Origin of the sequence: Lacrimispora amygdalina, assembly GCF_900205965.1 — a bacterium.
In the GTDB taxonomy this organism is placed as follows: domain Bacteria; phylum Bacillota; class Clostridia; order Lachnospirales; family Lachnospiraceae; genus Lacrimispora; species Lacrimispora amygdalina_A.
On sequence record NZ_OAOF01000003.1, the window covers coordinates 241,863 to 262,416 of the forward strand.

Below are 20,554 nucleotides of genomic sequence, written 5' to 3' on the forward strand. Positions count from 1 at the left end.
ATGGATAAAACTTTATACGGGTTAATGGATTGGGCAGGTATTGAAGAAATCGTTTATTCGGAAGCGGCAAAACCGCACCGGCTGTTGGGACCCCATGTAACAGAAGCAGGGCTGTTGATTCAGGCATTTATCCCTACGGCTGCAGCGATTACGGTAAAAGTAATCAACGATGAAAGACTCTATCCCATGGAGCGGGCGGATGATGCCGGATTTTTTGCGGTGCTTCTGCCGGAGAAAACGAAAGTTTCCTATGTTTATCAGGTCACCTATGATAACGATACCACAGAGGAACTTTTTGATCCTTACAGCTATGAATCCTGTTATACAGATACAGACATTAAAAAGTTCAGTTCCGGAATTCATTACAGCATATTCGATAAAATGGGAGCACACCCTATGACAATCAGGGACACGGAAGGCGTTACCTTCTCTGTCTGGGCACCCTGTGCCATGAGAGTCAGTGTAGTGGGTGATTTTAACCTGTGGGATGGCAGGCGGCACCAGATGAGAAGGCTGGGGGATTCCGGAATTTTTGAATTATTTATACCAGGTCTGCATCCAGGAATGATTTATAAATATGAAATAAAGGCCAGGGGCGGCGCTATTTTGCTGAAAAGTGATCCTTATGGTGGGTTTAGTGAGCTGCGGCCGGGCAATGCTTCTGTCATATGGGATATCAATCAGTATAGATGGAGCGATGACGCGTGGATGAAAAAAAGAGCCTCAGTTCATCTTGACAGGGAGCCATTTTCCATCTATGAGGTTCATTTGGGATCGTGGCTTCGCAAAGAGCCGGATTATGATGAGGAAGGGACACCTGTGAATGGCTCGGAATTTCTCAATTACCGGGAGATTGGGAAAAAACTTGTTCCATATGTAAAGGAAATGGGTTATACCCATGTAGAGCTGCTCCCGGTGATGGAGCACCCTCTGGATGCTTCCTGGGGATATCAGGTAACCGGCTACTATGCACCCACCAGCCGATTTGGAACTCCTGATGATTTTAAGTTTTTTGTAGATCTTTGCCACCAGGAAGGAATCGGTGTGATTTTAGACTGGGTTCCGGCACATTTTCCACGAGACAGCTTTGGTCTCGCCTGCTTTGACGGCACCTGTGTTTATGAACATAAGGACCCGAGACAGGGAGCCCATCCCCATTGGGGAACGCTGATCTATAATTATGGCCGTCCTCAGGTGACCAACTTTCTAATCGCCAATGCTCTGTACTGGGTGGAGAAATACCATGCAGACGGCATCCGCATGGATGCGGTGGCTTCCATGCTGTATCTGGATTACGGGAAAGATCCGGGGGAATGGATTCCCAATCTATATGGGGGAAATGAGAATCTGGAAGCAGTGGAATTTTTAAAACATTTAAATTCCGTTTTTAAGAGCAGGAAAGATGGTGCAGTACTGATTGCGGAAGAGTCTACCGCCTGGCCCAGAGTTACAGAAAGAGTAAAAGAAGGCGGGCTTGGTTTTGATTTTAAATGGAATATGGGCTGGATGAATGACTTTACCGGCTATATGCAGTGCGATCCTTATTTTAGAAAGAATCATTATGGGGAACTGACCTTCAGCCTTCTGTATGCTTACAGTGAAGACTTTATTCTTGTATTCTCTCATGATGAGGTGGTTCATTTAAAAGGATCTATGATTAATAAGATGCCGGGAGATACGATGGAGAAAAAGGCTGCGAATCTAAGGGCTGCTTATGGATTCATGACAGGTCATCCGGGGAAAAAGCTGTTGTTTATGGGACAGGAGTTCGGTCAGCTTCGGGAATGGGATGAGAACAGAAGCCTGGACTGGGAGCTTTTGGACGAGTCACTGCACAGTCAGCTGCGGGATTATGTGAAAGCCCTGAACCATCTTTACTTAAGCCAGCCGGCTCTCTATGCGTCTGATTACGACCCGGATGGATTTGAATGGGTGGAATGCTCCAACTCCTCAGACAGCATTCTTGTATTTTTAAGAAAGACAAAAAAGAAGAGGGAAACACTTCTTTTTATCTGTAATTTTGATACGGTTCTCCATGAGAAATATTCGGTAGGTGTTCCCTTTGAGGGAAAATACAAGGAGCTGATTAACAGCAGTGATATAGCGTTTGGAGGAGAAGGATACCAGAATAAGAGGGTAAAGATTTCCAAAAAGAAAGAAGCAGACGAACGGGAGAATTCCATCGAGATTACGGTGGCTCCCCTCAGTACAGCAGTTTTTTCCTGTACGCCCGTAAAAGTAAAAACTACAAAACGAGTGAAAATAAAAAAAGTTAAGAATATAAAACAGGAGAATCCGGTATGATATTTTACTTAAATACTACTACAGCCTCCGTGCCTCAGGAATCGTTTGAAGCTCTGCAGGAGGTACAGAATAATTTAGAACAATTAAAACCCAATGTATTAATGGAGACAATCAGAGGGTGGATGCCTTCCATCCTTGCATTTGGCATAAAGCTCTTACTGGCAATTGTGATTTTCTTCATCGGTTCCAGAATAATTAAGTTGTTTTATGGCATGCTCAACCGTTCCTTCAGGCGGGTGGATATGGAGGTCAGCGTAAGGAAATTTCTTCTTTCTGTTACCAATGCAGTGATGTACTGCCTTCTGGCATTCATAATTGCAGGCCAGATTGGAGTAAATTCCGCTTCTATCGTAGCGATTCTCGGTTCAGCCAGTATTGCCATTGGTCTGGCAGTTCAGGGAAGCCTGGCTAATTTTGCAGGAGGGGTATTGATCCTTCTCATGAAACCCTTCCGTGTAGGAGATTATATTGTATCACAGTCAGGAGAGGGTAGTGTCCATACCATCGGTCTGGTCTATACGGTTCTTACCACTCCGGATAATAAGCAGGTGGTAATTCCCAATGGAACACTTGCCAATTCCCCGCTTACCAATGTAACAGCGATGGACAAGCGCAGGCTGGATATTCTGGTTGGGATCAGTTATGATGCCGATTTAAAGAAGGCAAAAGCGCTTTTGCAATCCATCTTTGACAGCCAGCCACAGGTAAAAAAGGATGAGCCGGTTGATATCTTCGTCAGTGATTTGGCTGACGGTTCGGTAACTCTGGGAGGAAGGGGCTGGACTTTAGTGGAGGATTACTGGACAGCCAGGTGGGAAATCTTAGAAAGAATTAAGCTGGAGTTTGAAGAAGCGGGAATCGAAATTCCATACAGCCAGCTGGATGTTCATATTAAAGACAGCGGGAAATAAAAAAGCTGCTGTAAAATGCCGGAATACAGGATACAGAGGCATTTTACAGCAGCTATTATTTATTTGAGATTGTAGGTTACGGTAACCTGTGCTGTTACGCTGATCTGACCAGGCTCAATTGCAATTTGTTTTGTGCCTGCCTCAAGGGAACCTCTGGAAGAATCTGCATCATAAGTGGTATAACGGTTCTCATTGTAAGTACTGATCTCCTGCACATTGGTAACTTCACCAAGAGTTCTTCCGCTTGCAGCGGCTATCGCCTCCGCTTTTACTTTTGAAGTCTCAACTGCCTTTTTTAAGGCCTCCTGATAAGATTCATCATATTTACTGGACATGTAAGATATCTGGTTAATATTGTTGATACCAGCATCGATGGAAGAAGAAATGAGGGTGCCGACCTGATCCATGGGAATATCTGACACAACGATACTTGTACGCATCTCATATCCGGTTATCTTTTGTCCGTCATTCCAGTCATAGATGGGCTGAAGACCAAAATTAGAGGTCTGTATGGATTTTTCATCAATGCCGGTGCTTTTTAAAAAGCTGATTACTTTATCAACATCAGTGCTGTTTAAATCCTGAACTGATTTAGGATCTGCAGCCTGGGAAAGAACTGCAAAGCTGATTTCTGCTTTGTCCGGAACAACTTTTACTGCCTCCTCACTTTGTACCTCTATGTTGGATTGATTCTGTGTGTTTACAACCGCCTGAGGAGCAGGGGCAGAAGCACCGGTGGTCTGGGCGCAGGCGGTTAAGCCGAGAACTGCGGCTGCTGCGGCAGCAGCAGCCAGTGGTTTATTGATTTTTCTCATATTGAATCCTCCTATTATTGCAGTATTTGCTGCATTTGTTGTCACATCTTTATTCTACAGGAAAATGAAAGAATTAGTATTTCTTTTCTCTTAACATTCCAGGTCAAAATTCCTAGGATTTATTTACAAAATAATACTGGAATGGCAGTGGTTGCCAATCCTGCAGCTTTATGCTATTGTTAACTCATACAATTGTATGGGTAAAGGAGGCTGGGTTATGCGAAGATGCGGGATGTTGCTTCCTGTTTCGAGCCTTCCGTCTAAGTACGGAATCGGAGCGTTTTCAAAAGAGGCTTATGAATGGATTGATCTGTTAAAAAAAGCAGGACAGCATTACTGGCAGATTCTGCCTCTTGGGCCCACAGGTTATGGGGATTCTCCTTACCAGTCTTTTTCCTCTTTTGCAGGAAATCCCTATTTTATTGATCTGGAAGAACTGGTCCGGGAAGAACTGATTACCAGTGAGCAGTGTGATTTACCGGATTTCGGAGATGATGAATCCTCAGTTGATTATGAAAAATTATATGAACACCGTTTTCCGCTATTAAGACAGGCGTATGAGTCCTGGAAATCGAAGGGAAATTCCGTGAGAGATATTCAGGCGGAGCTTAATGAGGAAACGGTATGGTATTGTTTTTATATGGCATTAAAGGATCATTTTCAGGGTAAGAGCTGGATTGACTGGGATGAGGATATCCGCTTAAAAAAAGACACTGCTGTGGAACATTATAAGGCTGCACTTGCTGATGAAACAGGCTTTTATATCTTCCTGCAGATAAAGTTTTGGGAACAGTGGGGAAAATTAAAGTCCTATGCCGCCGGACAGGGGATCCGGATTATCGGAGATCTGCCCATTTATGTGGCATTTGACAGCGCCGATGCCTGGAGCCATCCGGAACTTTTTCAGTTTGATGAAAGCGGATATCCGGAGGCAGTAGCAGGCTGTCCGCCGGATGCATTCTCTGCCACCGGACAGCTGTGGGGCAATCCGCTTTACCGCTGGGACTATCATAAGGAGACGGGATATGAGTGGTGGCTGAAACGTCTGGAATACAGCTTCCGGTTATATGATACGGTTCGGCTGGATCATTTCAGGGGTTTTGACGAATATTACCGTGTGCCAGCAGACAGAGAAGATGCAATGGTCGGCACATGGGAGAAGGGGCCTGGTATCCATCTGTTCCTATGCTTCAGGGAGCGGTTTAAAGACCTTGATATCATTGCGGAAGATCTTGGTTTTCTGACTCCGTCGGTGCTGAAGCTGCTTTCAGAAACCGGTTTTCCCGGCATGAAGGTTTTGGAATTCGCCTTTGATGCCAATGGAGAGAGTATTTATCTGCCCCACAATTATACCAATAACTGCGTGGTCTATACTGGTACCCACGATAACCAGACCTTAAGAAGCTGGTATGAGGATATGTGTGAAGCAGACCGGAATTTCAGCCGGCGGTATTTAAATAACTGGAACACTCCTGAGGAAGAGATCTACTGGGATTTTATCAGACTTGCTCTGGCGAGTGTGGCAGATCTTGCTGTTATTCCGGTTCAGGACTATCTGGGAACAGGCAGAAACGGTAGAATTAACCAGCCTTCTACGCTGGGAAACAACTGGAAGTGGCGTTTAAAGCAGGGGGAGATAACTTCTGATCTTATTGATCAATGCAGAGAGTTGGCATTGTTATATGGAAGAAAATAAAAAGCCGGATCCGTGTCTGTTCAGGAATAACACGGATCCGGCTTTTGCCGAAGTAAAATAACCTATTTCTTCTTCGTTGTATTTGCTTTCGTGGTTGCTTTTGTAGTTGTTTTCGTAGTATCTGTATTCTTAACTGATTCTTTTGTTTGTTTTGTATTTTTTGATTCTTTTGTTTCTTCTGTTTCTTCAGATTCTGCAGTTTCCTGCATCTCTTCACTTTCCATTTCCGCCTCCTCGAAGCTTTCTCCCTGAGGTGTAAAAGTAACATGAAGTTCATTGCCGATCTTATCCTTAGCGGTAATGGCAATATTTTCTTTTTCAATCTCAAAAGTAACAAGTCCGGTACTGCGGTCAATTGAAAGAGGAAGAATATCTGTTTTATCCTCATCGGATGCAGAAATAGAAGAATAATCCACACCAGACTGGGTGTCCTCCAGCCGGAAAGAAAGAATATTATTCTCCAAAACTTTATCTTTGATAGCAGGAGGGGTATCATCCAGGACATTGACCTGTTCATACATGACCGCCTTCATCTTGTTAAGTCCGATCAGTTTCACTTCCAGCATACCGTTGTTGGTTAACGTTGCTTTGTACGTCTTTTTGCCTGCTTTGGTTAATTCAATAGGAGAGCTGTCTAAGGATACTTCCATAGTTTTTATGGGAAGAAGGGATTTAACCTTTAATTCCATAGTTGTAGTAATATAATCGCTGCTTTCACCGATGGTAATCTCTGCTTTCGGACGGGTGGTAACCAGTAAAAAAATGATCCCGTTAAATACGATGAAAGGAAGCACATAAAACAGAAGGACCGAAAGAAAACCGCCTTTTCCGTTGTCACGCCGGTATCCGGAGCTTGTCCTGCGGCGTTCCGGTCTGGATTGATTGTTATACTGATTCATATGAATTCAAATTCCTCCTGATAATTATTCCGATACATAGCATAGCAGAAAACAGGGGATCTTACAAGTTTATCTGATAAATCGTAATAATTTAATTTATTCTTACGAAACACCGTGTTTAAGAGTGTTTCAATGCATTCTTTTTTTGGCTTTCTGCATTTGTTCATTTATATTATGAGTGACAAATATTGATAAAAATGTCGAAAAATGGTAAAATATGTAATCGGAAAGAGAGGGGGAGAAAAATAGCATGGGATACTATGCAGTCGTGCTGTTGTGTGTGGTGGCTTTACTGGCATTTAACGAAATCACTTCATTGAGAAGAGTAATTAAAGATCAGGAAAATCGTCTGAGTCAATTAGAAAAAATGATAGAACATGAAATTAACAATTAATAAAAAGGGGTATGAAAGAGATGGGAAGCTTTTATGATTATATAATTGAAATCAGTTTATTTTTAATTATTTGTTTTATAATAATTACTGTATCTAAATGGAAAATATATATAAAGGCTCGTGAACCAGGCTATGGCTAATTCTTTTGGGAAAGGGAAAATGTTTGGGCTTGGTCTGATATTCCTGCCATTTATCTTTTATCCAATACTTGCTTTTGGTAGCTCTAAATACGTATTTCCAAAGATGAGATACATTTTATAACAGTATTTTTTACGGAGGCACTGACCAGTGCCTTTTTATTTTCTGGAAATTCCCGATTGTTTAACTAATTTCCAATCTGCCCTGTTAAACTGTCATAATTTGTGATAATATATAAAAAAAGAAAAGGAGATCAGCTATGGTGGAGAAAGCGGTTGAATTTGCGGTAAAGTGCCATGAGGGAACCTGCCGGAAAGGGACATGTATCCCATATATCGTCCACCCTTTGGAAACCGCAGTGATTGTGTCATTGATGACTGCAGACCAGGAACTGATCTGCGCTGCGCTGCTGCATGATGTGATTGAGGACGCAGGCGTTACGAAATTGCAGCTTGAAAAAGAATTTGGAAGCCGGGTTGCGCAGCTTGTTATGGAAGAAACGGAAGATAAAACGAAAAGCTGGAAAGAACGTAAAGCTGCCACGTTAGAGCACCTTAAGCATGCGTCAATGGAGATTAAGATTCTTGTTCTGGCGGACAAGCTTAGTAATCTCAGAACAACTGCAAGAGATTACCTTCTTATGGGTGATGAGATCTGGCAGCGGTTTAATGAAAAAGATAAATCCCAGCATGCCTGGTATTATTTAGGTATAGCCAGACTCTTAAGTGATTTGGAGAAGTTTGGTGCTTATCAGGAATATAAGGCATTGTGTGATTCTGTATTTGGTAATAGTTATGAATGATGGTCGTGAATGCACTTCCACCTCTTAAATCAACTTTGAATGAAAAAACTGCCGATAATCTTTCGGCAGTCTTACTCTTAGATCTTTTTACTGAAAATTCCCCAAAACTTACTAGCTTGCAGACAGACATTTTTAATGCTTATACGGAAACTTAAAAATACCATTTCTTTGGTTATAATTCTTCATTTCAGGTAAACTACCAGATAAAAGCTTTATGCTAGGAAGGATGACCGAAAGGAGTACAGTGTATGGACAAACTTTGTATTGTTGTGCCATGCTATAACGAGGAACAGGCACTTTTGTATACCAATAAAGAATTGACTGGAGTTTTAGACAGACTGATGCAGTCCGGTAAAATAGACAAAGCCAGTTTTATTCTCTATGTGGATGATGGAAGCAGAGACAGTACCTGGAATATAATTGAGAATTTCCGTAAGCAGTCTCCCCTGATCTTCGGTCTCAAACTTGCCAGAAATACAGGGCATCAGAACGCTTTGACAGCCGGTCTTCTAACAGCGATGAGTCATGCAGATATGGTTATATCAATTGATGCGGACTTACAGGATGATGTCTCAGTTATGGAAGAGATGGTGGATCTATATCTTAAGGGTATTGATATTGTTTATGGAGTTCGAAAAAGGCGTGACACAGACACCTTATTTAAAAAGTTTACTGCTCTTGGGTTCTACAGACTGATGCAGCTGATGAAGATTGATGTTGTTTATAACCACGCGGATTATCGGCTTATGTCAAAAAGGGCGCTGAAGCAGTTTTCCCTGTATAAAGAACGAAACCTGTTTTTAAGAGGAATTATTCCTTTAATCGGATTTTCCTCTGTAACAGTCTCCTATAACCGGAAATCCCGAATTGCAGGCAAGTCCAAATATCCATTGAGCAAGATGATCTACATGGCTTTTGAAGGCATTACTTCATTTAGTATACAGCCGATCCGCATGATAACGGAATTGGGACTGGTCATTGTTCTTTGCAGTATCTGTGCCGCCATTTATGCATTCTATTCTTTTGTTACGGGAAGAGTGGTTGCAGGCTGGACTTCTACAATCTTATCCATCTGGTTTATTGGAGGAGTCCAGCTTTTATCCGTGGGACTCATTGGAACGTATATAGGTAAAATCTATATGGAAGTTAAAGAGCGTCCCAGATATGCCATTGAAGTCAATGATCTGACGGAGAAAAAACATGAAGAATCATGAGGATAACGGTGCTGTCTCATATATCACCTTTTTTATGAAGCTGCTTCAGGGAGCAAGAAGTATAATAGGGAAGATTAATTCTGAGATGGAAGGAAGATATTCTCCTTCTCTTCTTGCAGCTGCAGTTACGGCTATTGCAGCTCTGACAACGGTTATAATTCTTTTCCTGCCCAATTATCTGGGAGTGGCAAACGATGGATCTACAGATGAGATAATGAAGACTGCCGGTATTTATTACAGAGATAAGGATCCGGCGGTAAATTACGGAAATTATTTTAATAAGACATATACAGAAGTTGAATCTGGGCTGGAGATTCAGGGAAAGGCACAAAACAGCCAGCTTTTATTTTTAAATGCTGCTAAAGCGGTTGATGATTTGATTACGAGAGACAGCATCTTTGATATTCGTTTTCTGGGCTTACTTTATTCTCTGCTGTTTCTTCCTGCCTTTTACCTGGTTGTCCGGCAGACCTGCGAACGGGTAAAGCGTTTTTCGGAAGGAGCAATGATTGCCGGGGCAGGACTGATCATTTTCTCCGATGTTGGATATATGACTTATTTTAATTCCTTTTATCCGGAAGCATTATGGTATCTTGCCGTACTTTATTGTGTGGGAGCTTTTATGTCTTTTCAGAATAAACGTTCTTTATTTAAAGATGTATCAGCTTTGATTCTTATTCTGGTTTCAGGAGGGATACTGGTCAGTTCCAGACGCCAATGCGCTGTGCTGGGGTTTATCCTTGCAGTTTCTGTTATTCGCCTTACTGCTGTACGCAGAAGCTTTATTTGGGGCGGAGGCTGTATTCTGGGTGCACTTATGATGAGTCTGCTTTCGTTTCTTTGTATCCTGGGATATCCAAATGATTTCAGTGAAACAAGCAAGCTGCATGCCATGACCAGGGGGGTTTTATTCAGTTCAGCTGATCCTGCTGATACTCTTTCAGAATTTGGAATTGATCCATCCTATGAATTGCTGGCGGATGCCTCGGCCTATGATGACCTGCCTCTGGTCAGATCCGGAGACAGTTCCCTGTACCATGGCTTTATGGATCAATATACAATTTTAGACATAGGTAATTATTATTTACGTCATCCGGGAAGTCTGATTCGTATGATTGATGTTTCTATTAAACAGGGGATGGATATGAGGAGAAGTAATTGCGGAAACTATGAAAAAGAAGCCGGATTTCCGGAGAAGGCAAAGAGCCTGTTCTGGTCGGGCTGGAGCAGCTTCAAGGAATTATCTGCACCCAAAACCGTTGGATTCTTAATCTTACTGACAGGTTTCGTGATCTTTTTGTTTTACAAAGGCTATTCCATACGCCCGGCAGGAGACAGAAGAAATACCATATTTTTGGATATGCTTTTCATGGTTCTTGCCTTTTTGCTTTCCCAGTCCATAGTGGTGATTGTGAACAGTGGTGATGCAGAGATGGTACAGAGGCTGTTCCTGGTGGGAATGTGTATGGATATTATGACTTATTGTGTTTTTGCAGAATTACTTCATAAGCTGAGAATTGTCTAAATCAGCGACAGATGGGAATGTGAGGGGATGAATCTGATGATAAATAAAAATTCATTTGGTTATCTGCTGCAGGATGTTGGACTGATAATTTTGTTGTTTTGCCTGTTTGCAGGAGCCATGACTGTAAGTTATTCGGATAAAACCATGATGTTTGAAGCGGTTATCATGCTGATTGGAACCTTTTTCGTTATTTTATTTTCCGGATTTAAACTGTTTTCGTTATCCCTTGTTCTGGCAGGAATAGAGGTCACGGTATATACCGCTTACCGGCTTTATTTATTCCTTTCCTATGATACGGAGATACCATTTTACAGCTATGTCTGGATTCTGGTTCCTCCTATCTGCGCAGCTGCCATGTATATGTTTGTGTCCGGAACACACAGGCTGGAGCTGGAAAACGATATTTTAAGGAGGCAGGTGGATGAACTGGTTGTGGTCAATCCCCTGACAAAACTGTATAACCTTAGGAGTCTGTACAATGACTTAAACGTGCTGGCAGCATATGCTGAACGTAATCATATGTCTCTTTCTTTGATGATTATAGTTCTGAAATATGAAGCAGAACTGAAAAGTATTTTATCAAGACAAAATTATGAGCATGTCATACAGAGGCTGGCTGAACTTGTAGTGGATACAGTCAGGGTGGAAGATAAAACCTATTCCATTGATCAGAAAGGATCTCTGGCAGTTTTACTGACCTGTGACAAAGAGGGAAGTGAAATAGCCATGCGAAGAATCAGAAGCAGGATTTCCAGTCAGGATGCTTTTAGCGGCATTACCGACGCTTCTATTAAGATTGAGGTTAAGATGGCAAGCCTGGAATACAACAAAGAGATATATGAAAACAATATGATTCTATTCAAACAGAGGGTAGAAAATGAACTGCAGTATGATGTGTAAGAGATTTGTGGTGTGTGTTACCGGGTTCCTGCTTTTTGCTTTGATAAGCATGGAAATGGCCGGTGCGGCTTTGGCAAAGGAGCTGCCCAGAGGAGATATTCTTATTATTTACCAGGATAATGCAGATGATACAGCAATGGAAGCAGTCAACAATCTGGTGGAACTGCTGACGTATCAGAGCTTTTCTGTCAGTTATGGTCCTGCTTCCTGGAGCATACAGTATCTGGATCAGTTTTCTTATGTGATCTGTTATGATTTAGATCAGATTCCGGCAGATTATACTGATCGGTTGGCACAATATGAGGCCAGAGCAGGGCAGTCCCAACATATTTTATTTATTGGTAATCAATATTTCAAATACTATCTTGATCATACAAACAGATCAGATCAGTATGAGTTAGTAAACAGTTCAGTGGGACAGCTGCAATATTCGTTTCACGGTCTGGACCGTATAACAGGCTTAGTCAGGGAGAATTATTTTATATTTTTCAATCAAACAACTTATCAAAGCGGAACATTAACCGTAAATAGCAAGCGAGGATATTTTTGTGCTTCTAATGGTATCTTAACCCATATACCAGCACATGATATGAGCAATCCTCTGAATCGTGCGGCAATGATCCGGGAGGTGTCCCAATGGAAATGGCCGTATAACGGCAGTCCTCATGTATTCGCGCAGTACATTTTAGTTGATCGGGTTTATCCCTATGAAGATCCGGAAAAGCTTTTAAAGGTTGTAAAATTACTGGCTGGAAAAAAAACACCGTTTGTAATTTCTGTGATGCCAATATATATAAATGGTGACTATCCATCCATGACCCACTTTTGTGAAGTCTTACGTTATGCACAGGCAAATGGAGGAGCTGTAATTATCCATGCTCCCATCAATCAGATGAATCCATTAAAGAAGGACGTCATGCTGGAATATCTCACCCAGGCGATGATCCTATACAACAAACAGGGGGTGTTTCCTCTGGCATTGGAAGTACCAGAAAACTGGATGTTCCAAAAAGATACAATTGGGATTATGAGCCATTTTAAGACAATTTTTACTTCCGGTGAAACAGATTCGTATTTAAAAACAGAAGTTATGGGAAACAATGAGGTTTACAGGGACGGACATCAATGGGTGGGAGCCTCCATCGCCCTTGATGATACCGGGATCAGTTATTTATCTGTTTCATCTTCGGCAGTGTCCATCAGTATTCAGGAGAATTATGAGGAGATTAACAGAAAAATACAGGCTTGCAGAACCTCTTTCATTCCTTTGAAAAGTCTTTGGGATATGGACCACAGCTACTGGCTGGATAAGCAGCTTATGACATATAAAAACGGGGATCTGATTCTCAATGGCAAAAAAATGGATCTGAGCTTTACGCCCTCGGTTTATCCTGACCGTTACAATTATCGCCGGAATATGCTTCAGCGGTTTTCCAGGGATTTAACATCCCAGAGCAGGAGACTGGTTATCGCAGTGGGACTGACTTCCATACTTTTTCTGTTTCTGATTCTATGGGCAAGGTACAGAAATAGAAAAAACTATTTCTTTCAAGATTAGGGAGGGTAACCATGTCACTTATTGATGTACTTGCAATTTATTCGATTTTTGCAATTTGGGGGCTGTTGTTTTTAAATATCGTACTTTCCATCGGCGGTTATATTTATATAATGAGAATGTACCGCTCGGACGGACATCAGCCTGTTTCCGAGTATCCCATGGTAACTGTTATGGTTCCTGCTCACAATGAAAGTATTGTGCTGAAAAAAACAATGGAAGCTTTATTAAAGTTTGATTATCCAAAGGATCTGTATGAGATTATTGTGGTAAACGACAATTCTACAGATAATTCAGCCCAGGTTTTAAAAACCATTCAGCAAAAGAATCCGGCTGCCAGAATTATTGTCATCAATACCGATCATATAGTGGGAGGAAAAGGAAAATCAAACGCATTAAACATAGCCCTTTCCATGGCTTCTGGCTCTGTAATTGCTATTTATGATGCGGATAATACACCAGAGAAGCAGGCACTGCGGATTCTGGTGGAAAATCTCATGTCAGATGATAAGCTGGGGGCTGTGATTGGAAAATTCAGGACCAGAAATAAATATGCGTCACTGCTTACCAGATTTGTAAATATTGAGACACTGGCCTATCAGTGCATGAATCAGGCAGGACGGTATTTCTTTTTCAAATTGTGTACCATACCTGGAACCAATTACGTCATACGGCGGGAATTGATTGACCGGATGGGCGGCTGGGATGTGAACGCACTTGCTGAGGATACGGAGATCAGCTTTCGATTATACAGAATGGGATATTATATCAAATTTATACCACACGCGGTTACCTGGGAGCAGGAGCCGCAGAAACTGAAACAATGGTTTAAGCAGAGGACACGGTGGGTAAAAGGTAATCTGTATGTCCTGAAAAGTAATTTTAAATACGCCTTTGACCCTGATGCAGGAATCATGAGACTGGACGTAATCTATTATGCCATGGTCTATCTGATGATGTTCAGTTCCCTTATTTTTTCAGATATGATATTTATCATTGGAATTCTGGGATTGGGGCATGTAACCCTGGGAGGTTTTTCCTCACTGCTCTGGGAGATGGCGATTTTACTGTTTGTATTAAATGTATCAATTACTTTATCTGTAGAAAGAAATGAATTTAATTTCAATAATATACTGCTTACATTTGTAATGCTGTTTACTTATGCAAAGATGTGGGTTCTGGTTGTAGCAAACGGAATCATTCAGGGGATCAGGGATGTGATCTATCAGAAGGAAGTTGTATGGGATAAAACAGAACGTTTTGATGAAATGACAGAAAAAGGAAAGTAAGGAGACAACGGGAATGACGACTTGGGCAGATAAACATAAAAAGAAACAATCGGGAGCAGGGAGAGTCTTAGCAGCCTGTCTGCTGTTTATTGTCATAACAGCCACTCCTTTGACTGTATACGGTTCCAATTCCGGAGCTCCGGCTTTGGATCTTTCCCAGGAAAGCCAGGAAAGTCAGGAAAGCCAGGAAAGCCAGGGGGATCAGATCCGTTATCTTCCTGCTGCAGATCCAAAAACCGCCCAGGTACCAGATCAGAATGAACCTGTATATGAACCGGTCAGCCATACCCAGGATACATTTTTTTATAAAAAAACGTTAAAAGGTATTTATTCCACTGCGGATCTGTATTTTTATGTGGAGGATTACTGGGACACAAAGTATGTGTACGCGAAAATACAGTATGATGTCAGCCAGCTCATTGAGAGCACCACGTCATCCGTCACTTTTTCCATTAATGATGTCCCGCTTCAGTCTTACAGACTGGAGTATAAAGAGGGGAATTCACAGATTCTTTATGTCAGGATTCCATTAGAGCAGATTCATACCGGCTATAATTCACTTTCTGTCTCTGCTTATGCAAGGCTGTTTGATGAACAGGGCTGTGTTGACGATTATTCGGATGCAAACTGGCTTAGTATTGCCGATGTATCCTACATCAGATGCGGATATGAAAGCAGGGATCCACAGCACAGAATTTCGTATTACCCTTATCCCTTCATGGCTGCCGATCAGCCGACAGGGAAAGGTCTGGTGATTGCAGTATCTGATATGGCAGCTTCCGGGGAAGTCTCTGCTGCCATGAGTCTGATGGCTGATTTAAGTAAACGAACCGGAAAAAGAAATGAGATTGAGATCTGCCGTATTTCTGATTTAAATAACTATCAGCCACGGGCAACTATACTGATCTGTGATTATGTCAATCTCCCTGACGGGTACAAAGAAAAATTGACAAAGGCACCGGATTTGTCCGGAGAGGCAATTGTTAATTTTATAGATGACTCCAGTTCAAATCCGCTGCTTGTCATAACTTCAAACGATGATACAAGCCTTATGGAGGCAGCTGACATGCTGATGGACGAAAACCGCCGTAAGCAGGAGATGGGAAACCTCGCAGAGGTGGAAAAGGGAAGCGGCGAACTGGCAGTCAATGCTGCAAAGCAAAGTGATATGGCTGCGTTTAACTATACGCTTGAGGATATCATGGGAAGCGGTCTTTCCTATGTAGGACCGTTTCATCAGGAAAAATTCATCTATCTTCCAGTTTCAAGGGATTTTGTTCTGGCACAGGGAGGAAAAATGGTTCTGAAGTTCCGTTACAGTGAAAATCTTGATTTTAAACGTTCTCTTATAACGGTTTTTTGGGGAGATATCCCCTGTGCAAGCAAACGTCTCAGTCTGGAAAACGCTTCCGGAGATGAGCTGGCTTTTGAGATGCCGGGAGATGTGATAGGAACATCAGCCTCAAGCATCAAAATCTCATTTGATCTGGAAATTCCGGATTTAATTTGTACTCCAAGGCAGAGCGATATGCCCTGGGCATATATTTCCAGGGAATCTGCTCTCTATTTACCGCCTTCTGATGACATCACGCTGTCATTTGATTCCAGACTGTCTCCGTTTACCAGAAATGGGGCGTTTAATGATGTCATGCTGATTCTTAGTGATGCACCTGACTCTGGGGAACTCAATCTTTTGGGACAGGCAGCTGCGATGTATGGTGCGGAGATAAAGCCTTATGGAACCATCTTGGTGAAGCGGGCAGGTGAATTTAATGAAGAGGACGGTGATTACAATATCATTACAGCTGGTACACGTAATGGGAATGCGTTTATTTCCCGGATCGGAGATAAGCTGGCATTTAAATTTACCCAGGATGGGACTTCATTTGAGAGCAATGAGCAGCTTGTTTTATCCAGGGGCTATGCAGGAAAGATAGGAATTATGCAGCTTCTTAAATCTCCTTATTCTTTAAACCGGGCATTGCTGGTTCTGACAGGAAGCAATGAGGAATCGCTTAAAAATCTACAGGAGTATCTTAGAGACAGCAGCAAAAGAGAAAAACTGACGAAGGATTGTGTCATAATAGATCCTGACTTAAAGGGGACAGCTCTTAAGTTTATAAAGACCGTGGAAGTGAAGGAAGGTCCCACATTGGCGGAAAAGCTGGTGCGGAACAGAAAATCCCTTGTTTTTACAGCAGTTGCCACATCAGCAATGTTTTTTATGCTCCTGGCAGTTATTATAATCCTGCTGCGGATTCGGGCGTACCGGAAAAAGAATGAATAATAGTTAAGAAACAGAACCTTGGGAAGGGATGAAGAGAAGGTTGAAATTAGAGAAAAACTGGTTTTATAGTTTTTGTATTGCATTATCAATTGCGGGAATGGCATATATCCTGATTGCCGGCGTTTCTGATGTACCGGAGAATCAGGCATATCCGTATGCAATGAAAGGAATGCTTATCCTGATCTTTTTCCTCGCCTGGGCAGGAGTGAATTTTTTTGCACTGCTCTTAGCAAGGTTTAAATTTACCGAAAAGCTGAGGAAGTATCATAAATACTTCCTGGGCCTGGAGGTGATCACTGTCATTGTGATTCTGATCCTGGCATTTGCAGCCAGAATTTATATGATACAAAAATTTCCTATGCAGCCGGAATCTGATTATAAGACCTATTACGAGATTGCATGGATGTTAAAAGAGGGAATACTCCAGGAAAAAGGAGAGGGATATTGCAATTATATTGGGATGTTTCCCCATATATTGGGATACTGCTATCTATTAAAAACGGTATTTGTTCTATTTGGGACAAGTGTCTGGAACGGACAGGTTACAAATGTCCTGTTTTCTGTTGGAACGGTATTTTTCATTTACCGGATTGCCAGAAGACTGGGTGGAAGAATAGCAGGCATGACGGCACTTGCGGCTGCCGCATTCTGGCCCTCCCAAATTCTCTATATCAATATGCTTGCAGCTGAGTATTCTTTTACATTCTTCTTTTACTTTTGCGTTCTCCTCTTTCTTCATCTGGTCATGGATTATGATGGTGCCACTAAGCATGCAGTCAGAGGTGTTCTCCTTCATATTGTCCTTGGCTGTATGATTGCAGTAACGGCGGCAATCCGCCCTATGGCTCTGATTCTATTAATTGCTGTTTTGTTGTTCCTGCTGCCACTAAAGACGAAATTGCCAGACATACCCAGAAACAGCATTTCTATCTGGGTGAGATTTCTGGCTAAAGGCTGGCTGCGGGCGGCTTTTATTCTGACTGCTTATATGGCTGTATCCAATATCATTCATACAGATATAGAACTCACGATTAATCAATCGATCCCTTCCTTCAGCCAGTCCTTTGGCTATAATCTGCTGGTGGGACTCAATACCAGTTCTGATGGCGGGTGGAATGAGGAGGATTCCAAATTTCTATATGAGAATCTGGACCGGACCGGTTCTCCCATAGAGGCACAGTTGGCTTGCAGGAATAAAGCTTATGAACGGCTGACTGCCGACCCGGGGGGAATCCTGAACCTTTTTATAAAGAAATACGAATTACTATGGGGAAACGATAATTATGGGGCTGACTGGAATCTGGCTTTTTTAAAAGAGCAAAATCAGCTCGCTCAGGGCGGGGCAGTATTTTTAAATCAGATGAAGGGTGTCAGCCAGATAGCGTATATGGTTGTTGTCCTGTTCTCTTTTCTGACGCTGATTTATTTGCTGCAAGGCCGGGCATCCGCTCTCTATGTTCTCATTCTGGTTTATCTTGGAACAGCCGCCATTCATCTTATGGTGGAAAGCCAGAACCGGTATCATTTTCATATCCTGCCGGTTTTTATAATTATTGCATCTGTTGGGATAAAATTTATATTTGATAATGCAGTGATATTTGTAAAAACATCAGACTTAGAACGGCGGCAGAAGGAGAAGCAGGAGAAAAGAGAAGAAGATTTGTTAAAACAATTTGAATTCGAGGAACATAAAGCTATAGAACAACGTTATAAGAGTATGACCAATGCCTTTGATATGGAGTCTGCCATACGAAGCGGCAATATAACTGTCACTGTTTCAGAAAGCTATATGCAGCCTGTTAAGATAAAAAAGGAAAAAAGCATAGTTACCGCTGCTGAAGCTCCTCCCCCGAACCTGATGCAGGAAGAAAAAAACGAAATAGTAAGAAAGAAGGAAACGGTGAAGGCTGAAGATAAAGAATTAGAATCACTTATACTGGAGCTGGAAGAAATAGCAGAAACCGGAAAAGTTCCACACAAATCCAAAGAGATGGTTATTCCTTCCATGGACCTGCATCAACCCGCTTCTGGTAATAATGAGGTCTCTGAATTAAAGGATATTCTGAATAAAATCAATGAACTGGAGAAGAACCAGAAGGATCTTCTGGAAGGATATACCATGCTGCGGGAAGAAATAGAGCAGGTGAGGCAGATCCATGCAGACGCTGCAAAGAATGAAGGAGGGAATACGGTATGAAAAAGGCACCTCCCCCCACCAGAGTGGAAAAAGTATTGATAATCATACTTTGCATGCTGACGGTATTCACCACCGGAGGTCTGTTATTATTATCCCATTATTTTAACAGGGAACAAGATCTGCTAAAAAAACAAAAAGATAGTGCAAAAGAAACTTCTCTTGACGACATTACTGCTATTCTTCCGGAACACTGCAATCTAAGTGAAAAAATTCCGGATATCAGTTTTTTTAGTGATTCAGGAAAAAAGGTATCAATCAAAGAGTTTGAGGGTAAGCCGGTTATAATAACTTTCTGGGCAAGCTGGTGTCCGGATTGCAGAAACGAACTCTCACATACCAGTGAATTCTTAAACATTTCAAAAAAGTATGGAGATCTTCAATATATTCTGGTAAATAAATCAGATAATAAGAAGGAGACAAAGGAGGCAGCAAAACAGTATCTTTCTGATCAGGCAATCCCAGTCGAAGCTTATTACGATGTGGGTTTATCGGCCTGGAATGAGCTGGGACTTCATTCCATACCAACCACATTATTTCTGGATGAGCACGGGGTGATCCGGTCATGGAGCACAAAGCCGATTGTGAAAGATTCTATATTTGAGGGATATGTTAGAGATCTGACTGAGGGCAGCGCAAAAATAACCGGCGATTTTGTTTTGAATCATTTGATGGATGACAGGGGCGGGGTACACACGTCCTATGATCCTGCAACCGGCGATGCCATGAACAGCGATGTATTAAGTGAAACCCAGGGAGTGTTGCTGGAATATGCAGTGCTGCGCAAAGATCAGCAGTTGTTTGATAAAGTTCTATCCTATATTACCGGGGTAATGCGCCAGAATGGATTAACATCCTGGAAAGTGAGCGGAAACAAGCCGGTGCAGGTAAATTCACTGTTAGATGATTTGCGGATTATGGGTGCACTTATCTCTGCGGATAATTTGTGGGGCGGTTATGACCAGCTGATAAACAGTTATTCCTCTGAGGTTGCAAAATACGGAATGCATAATAGGAATTATGTGGATTTCTATGAATTTCGTTATCGGAAATACGCAGACAGGTTTACTCTGTGTTATGGGGATTTACAAACCATGGCCCGGCTGGCAGATCTGGATGACAGGCTGAAAGAACCGTATCAGTATGCCAGAAAGATAATTCTGGGCGGAAAAATAAGTGATGAATTTCCCTTGTATTACAGCTGGTATCATTACGGGAAGAAATCCTATGCATCTGATGATTTAAATTCAGCAGAAGCCATGGTTACACTGCTTCACCTGGCAGAAGCCGGATTGCTGCCGGAGGATTCCATGGCATGGTTAAATGCCCGTATGGACTCCCAGGGAGTAAAGGCACGGTACAAAACAGATGGAACTGTTGCAGATGGTTATAATTATGATTCAACGGCCGTTTACGCTCTGATTGCAATGATAGCAGAGACAGAAGGCGATATGGAACTTCGTGGGAAAGCCCTGAGAAAAATGGATAAAATGAGAATTATGGATACTGCCTATCCTTATTACGGAGCTTTTGGTATGGAAGATGGCAGCGGGATTACCGCGTTTGATCAGGTAATGGCAATGCTGGCCTATGAATATACTGGAAAACCGTATGACTGATGTAAGGAGTTA

The 20,554-nt window shown here is 42.1% G+C and carries 16 protein-coding genes; 14 read left to right on the plus strand and 2 right to left on the minus strand.

What is annotated here, in order from left to right; genetic code table 11:
* Together glgB and CRO04_RS06035 are read left to right on the plus strand one after the other, a co-directional pair.
* The gene (gene glgB / locus CRO04_RS06030; protein WP_097003328.1) at positions 1–2,304 is read left to right on the plus strand and encodes a 1,4-alpha-glucan branching protein GlgB; all 2,304 of its coding nucleotides are present in this window, start codon (positions 1–3) and stop codon (positions 2,302–2,304) included.
* On the plus strand, positions 2,301–3,215 hold the full coding sequence (locus tag CRO04_RS06035) for a mechanosensitive ion channel family protein (RefSeq protein ID WP_097003329.1): 915 nt from the start codon (positions 2,301–2,303) through the stop codon (positions 3,213–3,215). Before glgB ends, CRO04_RS06035 begins: the two co-directional genes overlap by 4 nt.
* Before the next feature lie 59 nt (positions 3,216–3,274).
* On the opposite strand, the gene CRO04_RS06040 is transcribed toward CRO04_RS06035, so the two are convergent.
* The gene (locus tag CRO04_RS06040) at positions 3,275–4,030 is read right to left on the minus strand and encodes an SIMPL domain-containing protein (RefSeq protein WP_097003330.1); all 756 of its coding nucleotides are present in this window, start codon (positions 4,028–4,030) and stop codon (positions 3,275–3,277) included.
* A gap of 217 nt (positions 4,031–4,247) precedes the next feature.
* Between CRO04_RS06040 and malQ the strand changes: the two genes are divergently transcribed.
* Entirely contained in the window at positions 4,248–5,726 is a 1,479-nt protein-coding gene (gene malQ, locus CRO04_RS06045; protein WP_097003331.1) for a 4-alpha-glucanotransferase, read from the plus strand.
* A gap of 62 nt (positions 5,727–5,788) precedes the next feature.
* Here the strand turns inward: malQ and CRO04_RS06050 are convergent, their stop codons facing one another.
* Positions 5,789–6,625, minus strand: a complete 837-nt coding sequence (locus CRO04_RS06050; protein WP_207654406.1) for a hypothetical protein — start codon at positions 6,623–6,625, stop codon at positions 5,789–5,791.
* A 250-nt stretch (positions 6,626–6,875) separates the two neighbouring features.
* On the opposite strand from CRO04_RS06050, the gene CRO04_RS26125 reads away from it, so the two are divergent.
* The 11 genes from CRO04_RS26125 to CRO04_RS06095 all read left to right on the plus strand — a co-directional run bounded on the left by CRO04_RS26125 (position 6,876) and on the right by CRO04_RS06095 (position 20,542).
* Positions 6,876–7,019, plus strand: a complete 144-nt coding sequence (locus CRO04_RS26125) for a hypothetical protein (protein WP_166432485.1) — start codon at positions 6,876–6,878, stop codon at positions 7,017–7,019.
* 132 nt (positions 7,020–7,151) lie between these two features.
* Entirely contained in the window at positions 7,152–7,280 is a 129-nt protein-coding gene (locus CRO04_RS27405) for a DUF5684 domain-containing protein (protein WP_278321357.1), read from the plus strand.
* Between the two features lie 136 nt (positions 7,281–7,416).
* Positions 7,417–7,959, plus strand: a complete 543-nt coding sequence (locus CRO04_RS06055; RefSeq protein WP_097003332.1) for an HD domain-containing protein — start codon at positions 7,417–7,419, stop codon at positions 7,957–7,959.
* 248 nt (positions 7,960–8,207) lie between these two features.
* On the plus strand, positions 8,208–9,173 hold the full coding sequence (locus CRO04_RS06060; protein WP_097003333.1) for a glycosyltransferase family 2 protein: 966 nt from the start codon (positions 8,208–8,210) through the stop codon (positions 9,171–9,173).
* The gene (locus CRO04_RS06065; RefSeq protein WP_097003334.1) at positions 9,160–10,698 is read left to right on the plus strand and encodes a hypothetical protein; all 1,539 of its coding nucleotides are present in this window, start codon (positions 9,160–9,162) and stop codon (positions 10,696–10,698) included. The genes CRO04_RS06060 and CRO04_RS06065 overlap by 14 nt, the downstream gene beginning before the upstream one ends.
* Positions 10,699–10,734: 36 nt before the next feature.
* The gene (locus CRO04_RS06070) at positions 10,735–11,598 is read left to right on the plus strand and encodes a GGDEF domain-containing protein (RefSeq protein WP_166432486.1); all 864 of its coding nucleotides are present in this window, start codon (positions 10,735–10,737) and stop codon (positions 11,596–11,598) included.
* Positions 11,576–13,156 (plus strand): DUF2334 domain-containing protein, encoded by a 1,581-nt coding sequence (locus tag CRO04_RS06075; RefSeq protein ID WP_097003336.1) that lies wholly within the window; start codon positions 11,576–11,578, stop codon positions 13,154–13,156. The genes CRO04_RS06070 and CRO04_RS06075 overlap by 23 nt, the downstream gene beginning before the upstream one ends.
* An 11-nt stretch (positions 13,157–13,167) precedes the next feature.
* The gene (locus CRO04_RS06080; protein WP_097003337.1) at positions 13,168–14,442 is read left to right on the plus strand and encodes a glycosyltransferase; all 1,275 of its coding nucleotides are present in this window, start codon (positions 13,168–13,170) and stop codon (positions 14,440–14,442) included.
* Between the two features lie 13 nt (positions 14,443–14,455).
* Entirely contained in the window at positions 14,456–16,729 is a 2,274-nt protein-coding gene (locus CRO04_RS06085; RefSeq protein WP_097003338.1) for a cellulose biosynthesis cyclic di-GMP-binding regulatory protein BcsB, read from the plus strand.
* 40 nt (positions 16,730–16,769) lie between these two features.
* The gene (locus tag CRO04_RS06090) at positions 16,770–18,926 is read left to right on the plus strand and encodes an ArnT family glycosyltransferase (protein WP_097003339.1); all 2,157 of its coding nucleotides are present in this window, start codon (positions 16,770–16,772) and stop codon (positions 18,924–18,926) included.
* Positions 18,923–20,542, plus strand: coding sequence for a glycosyl hydrolase family 8 (locus tag CRO04_RS06095; protein ID WP_097003340.1), 1,620 nt, complete (start codon positions 18,923–18,925; stop codon positions 20,540–20,542). Before CRO04_RS06090 ends, CRO04_RS06095 begins: the two co-directional genes overlap by 4 nt.
* Positions 20,543–20,554 lie beyond the last annotated feature (12 nt).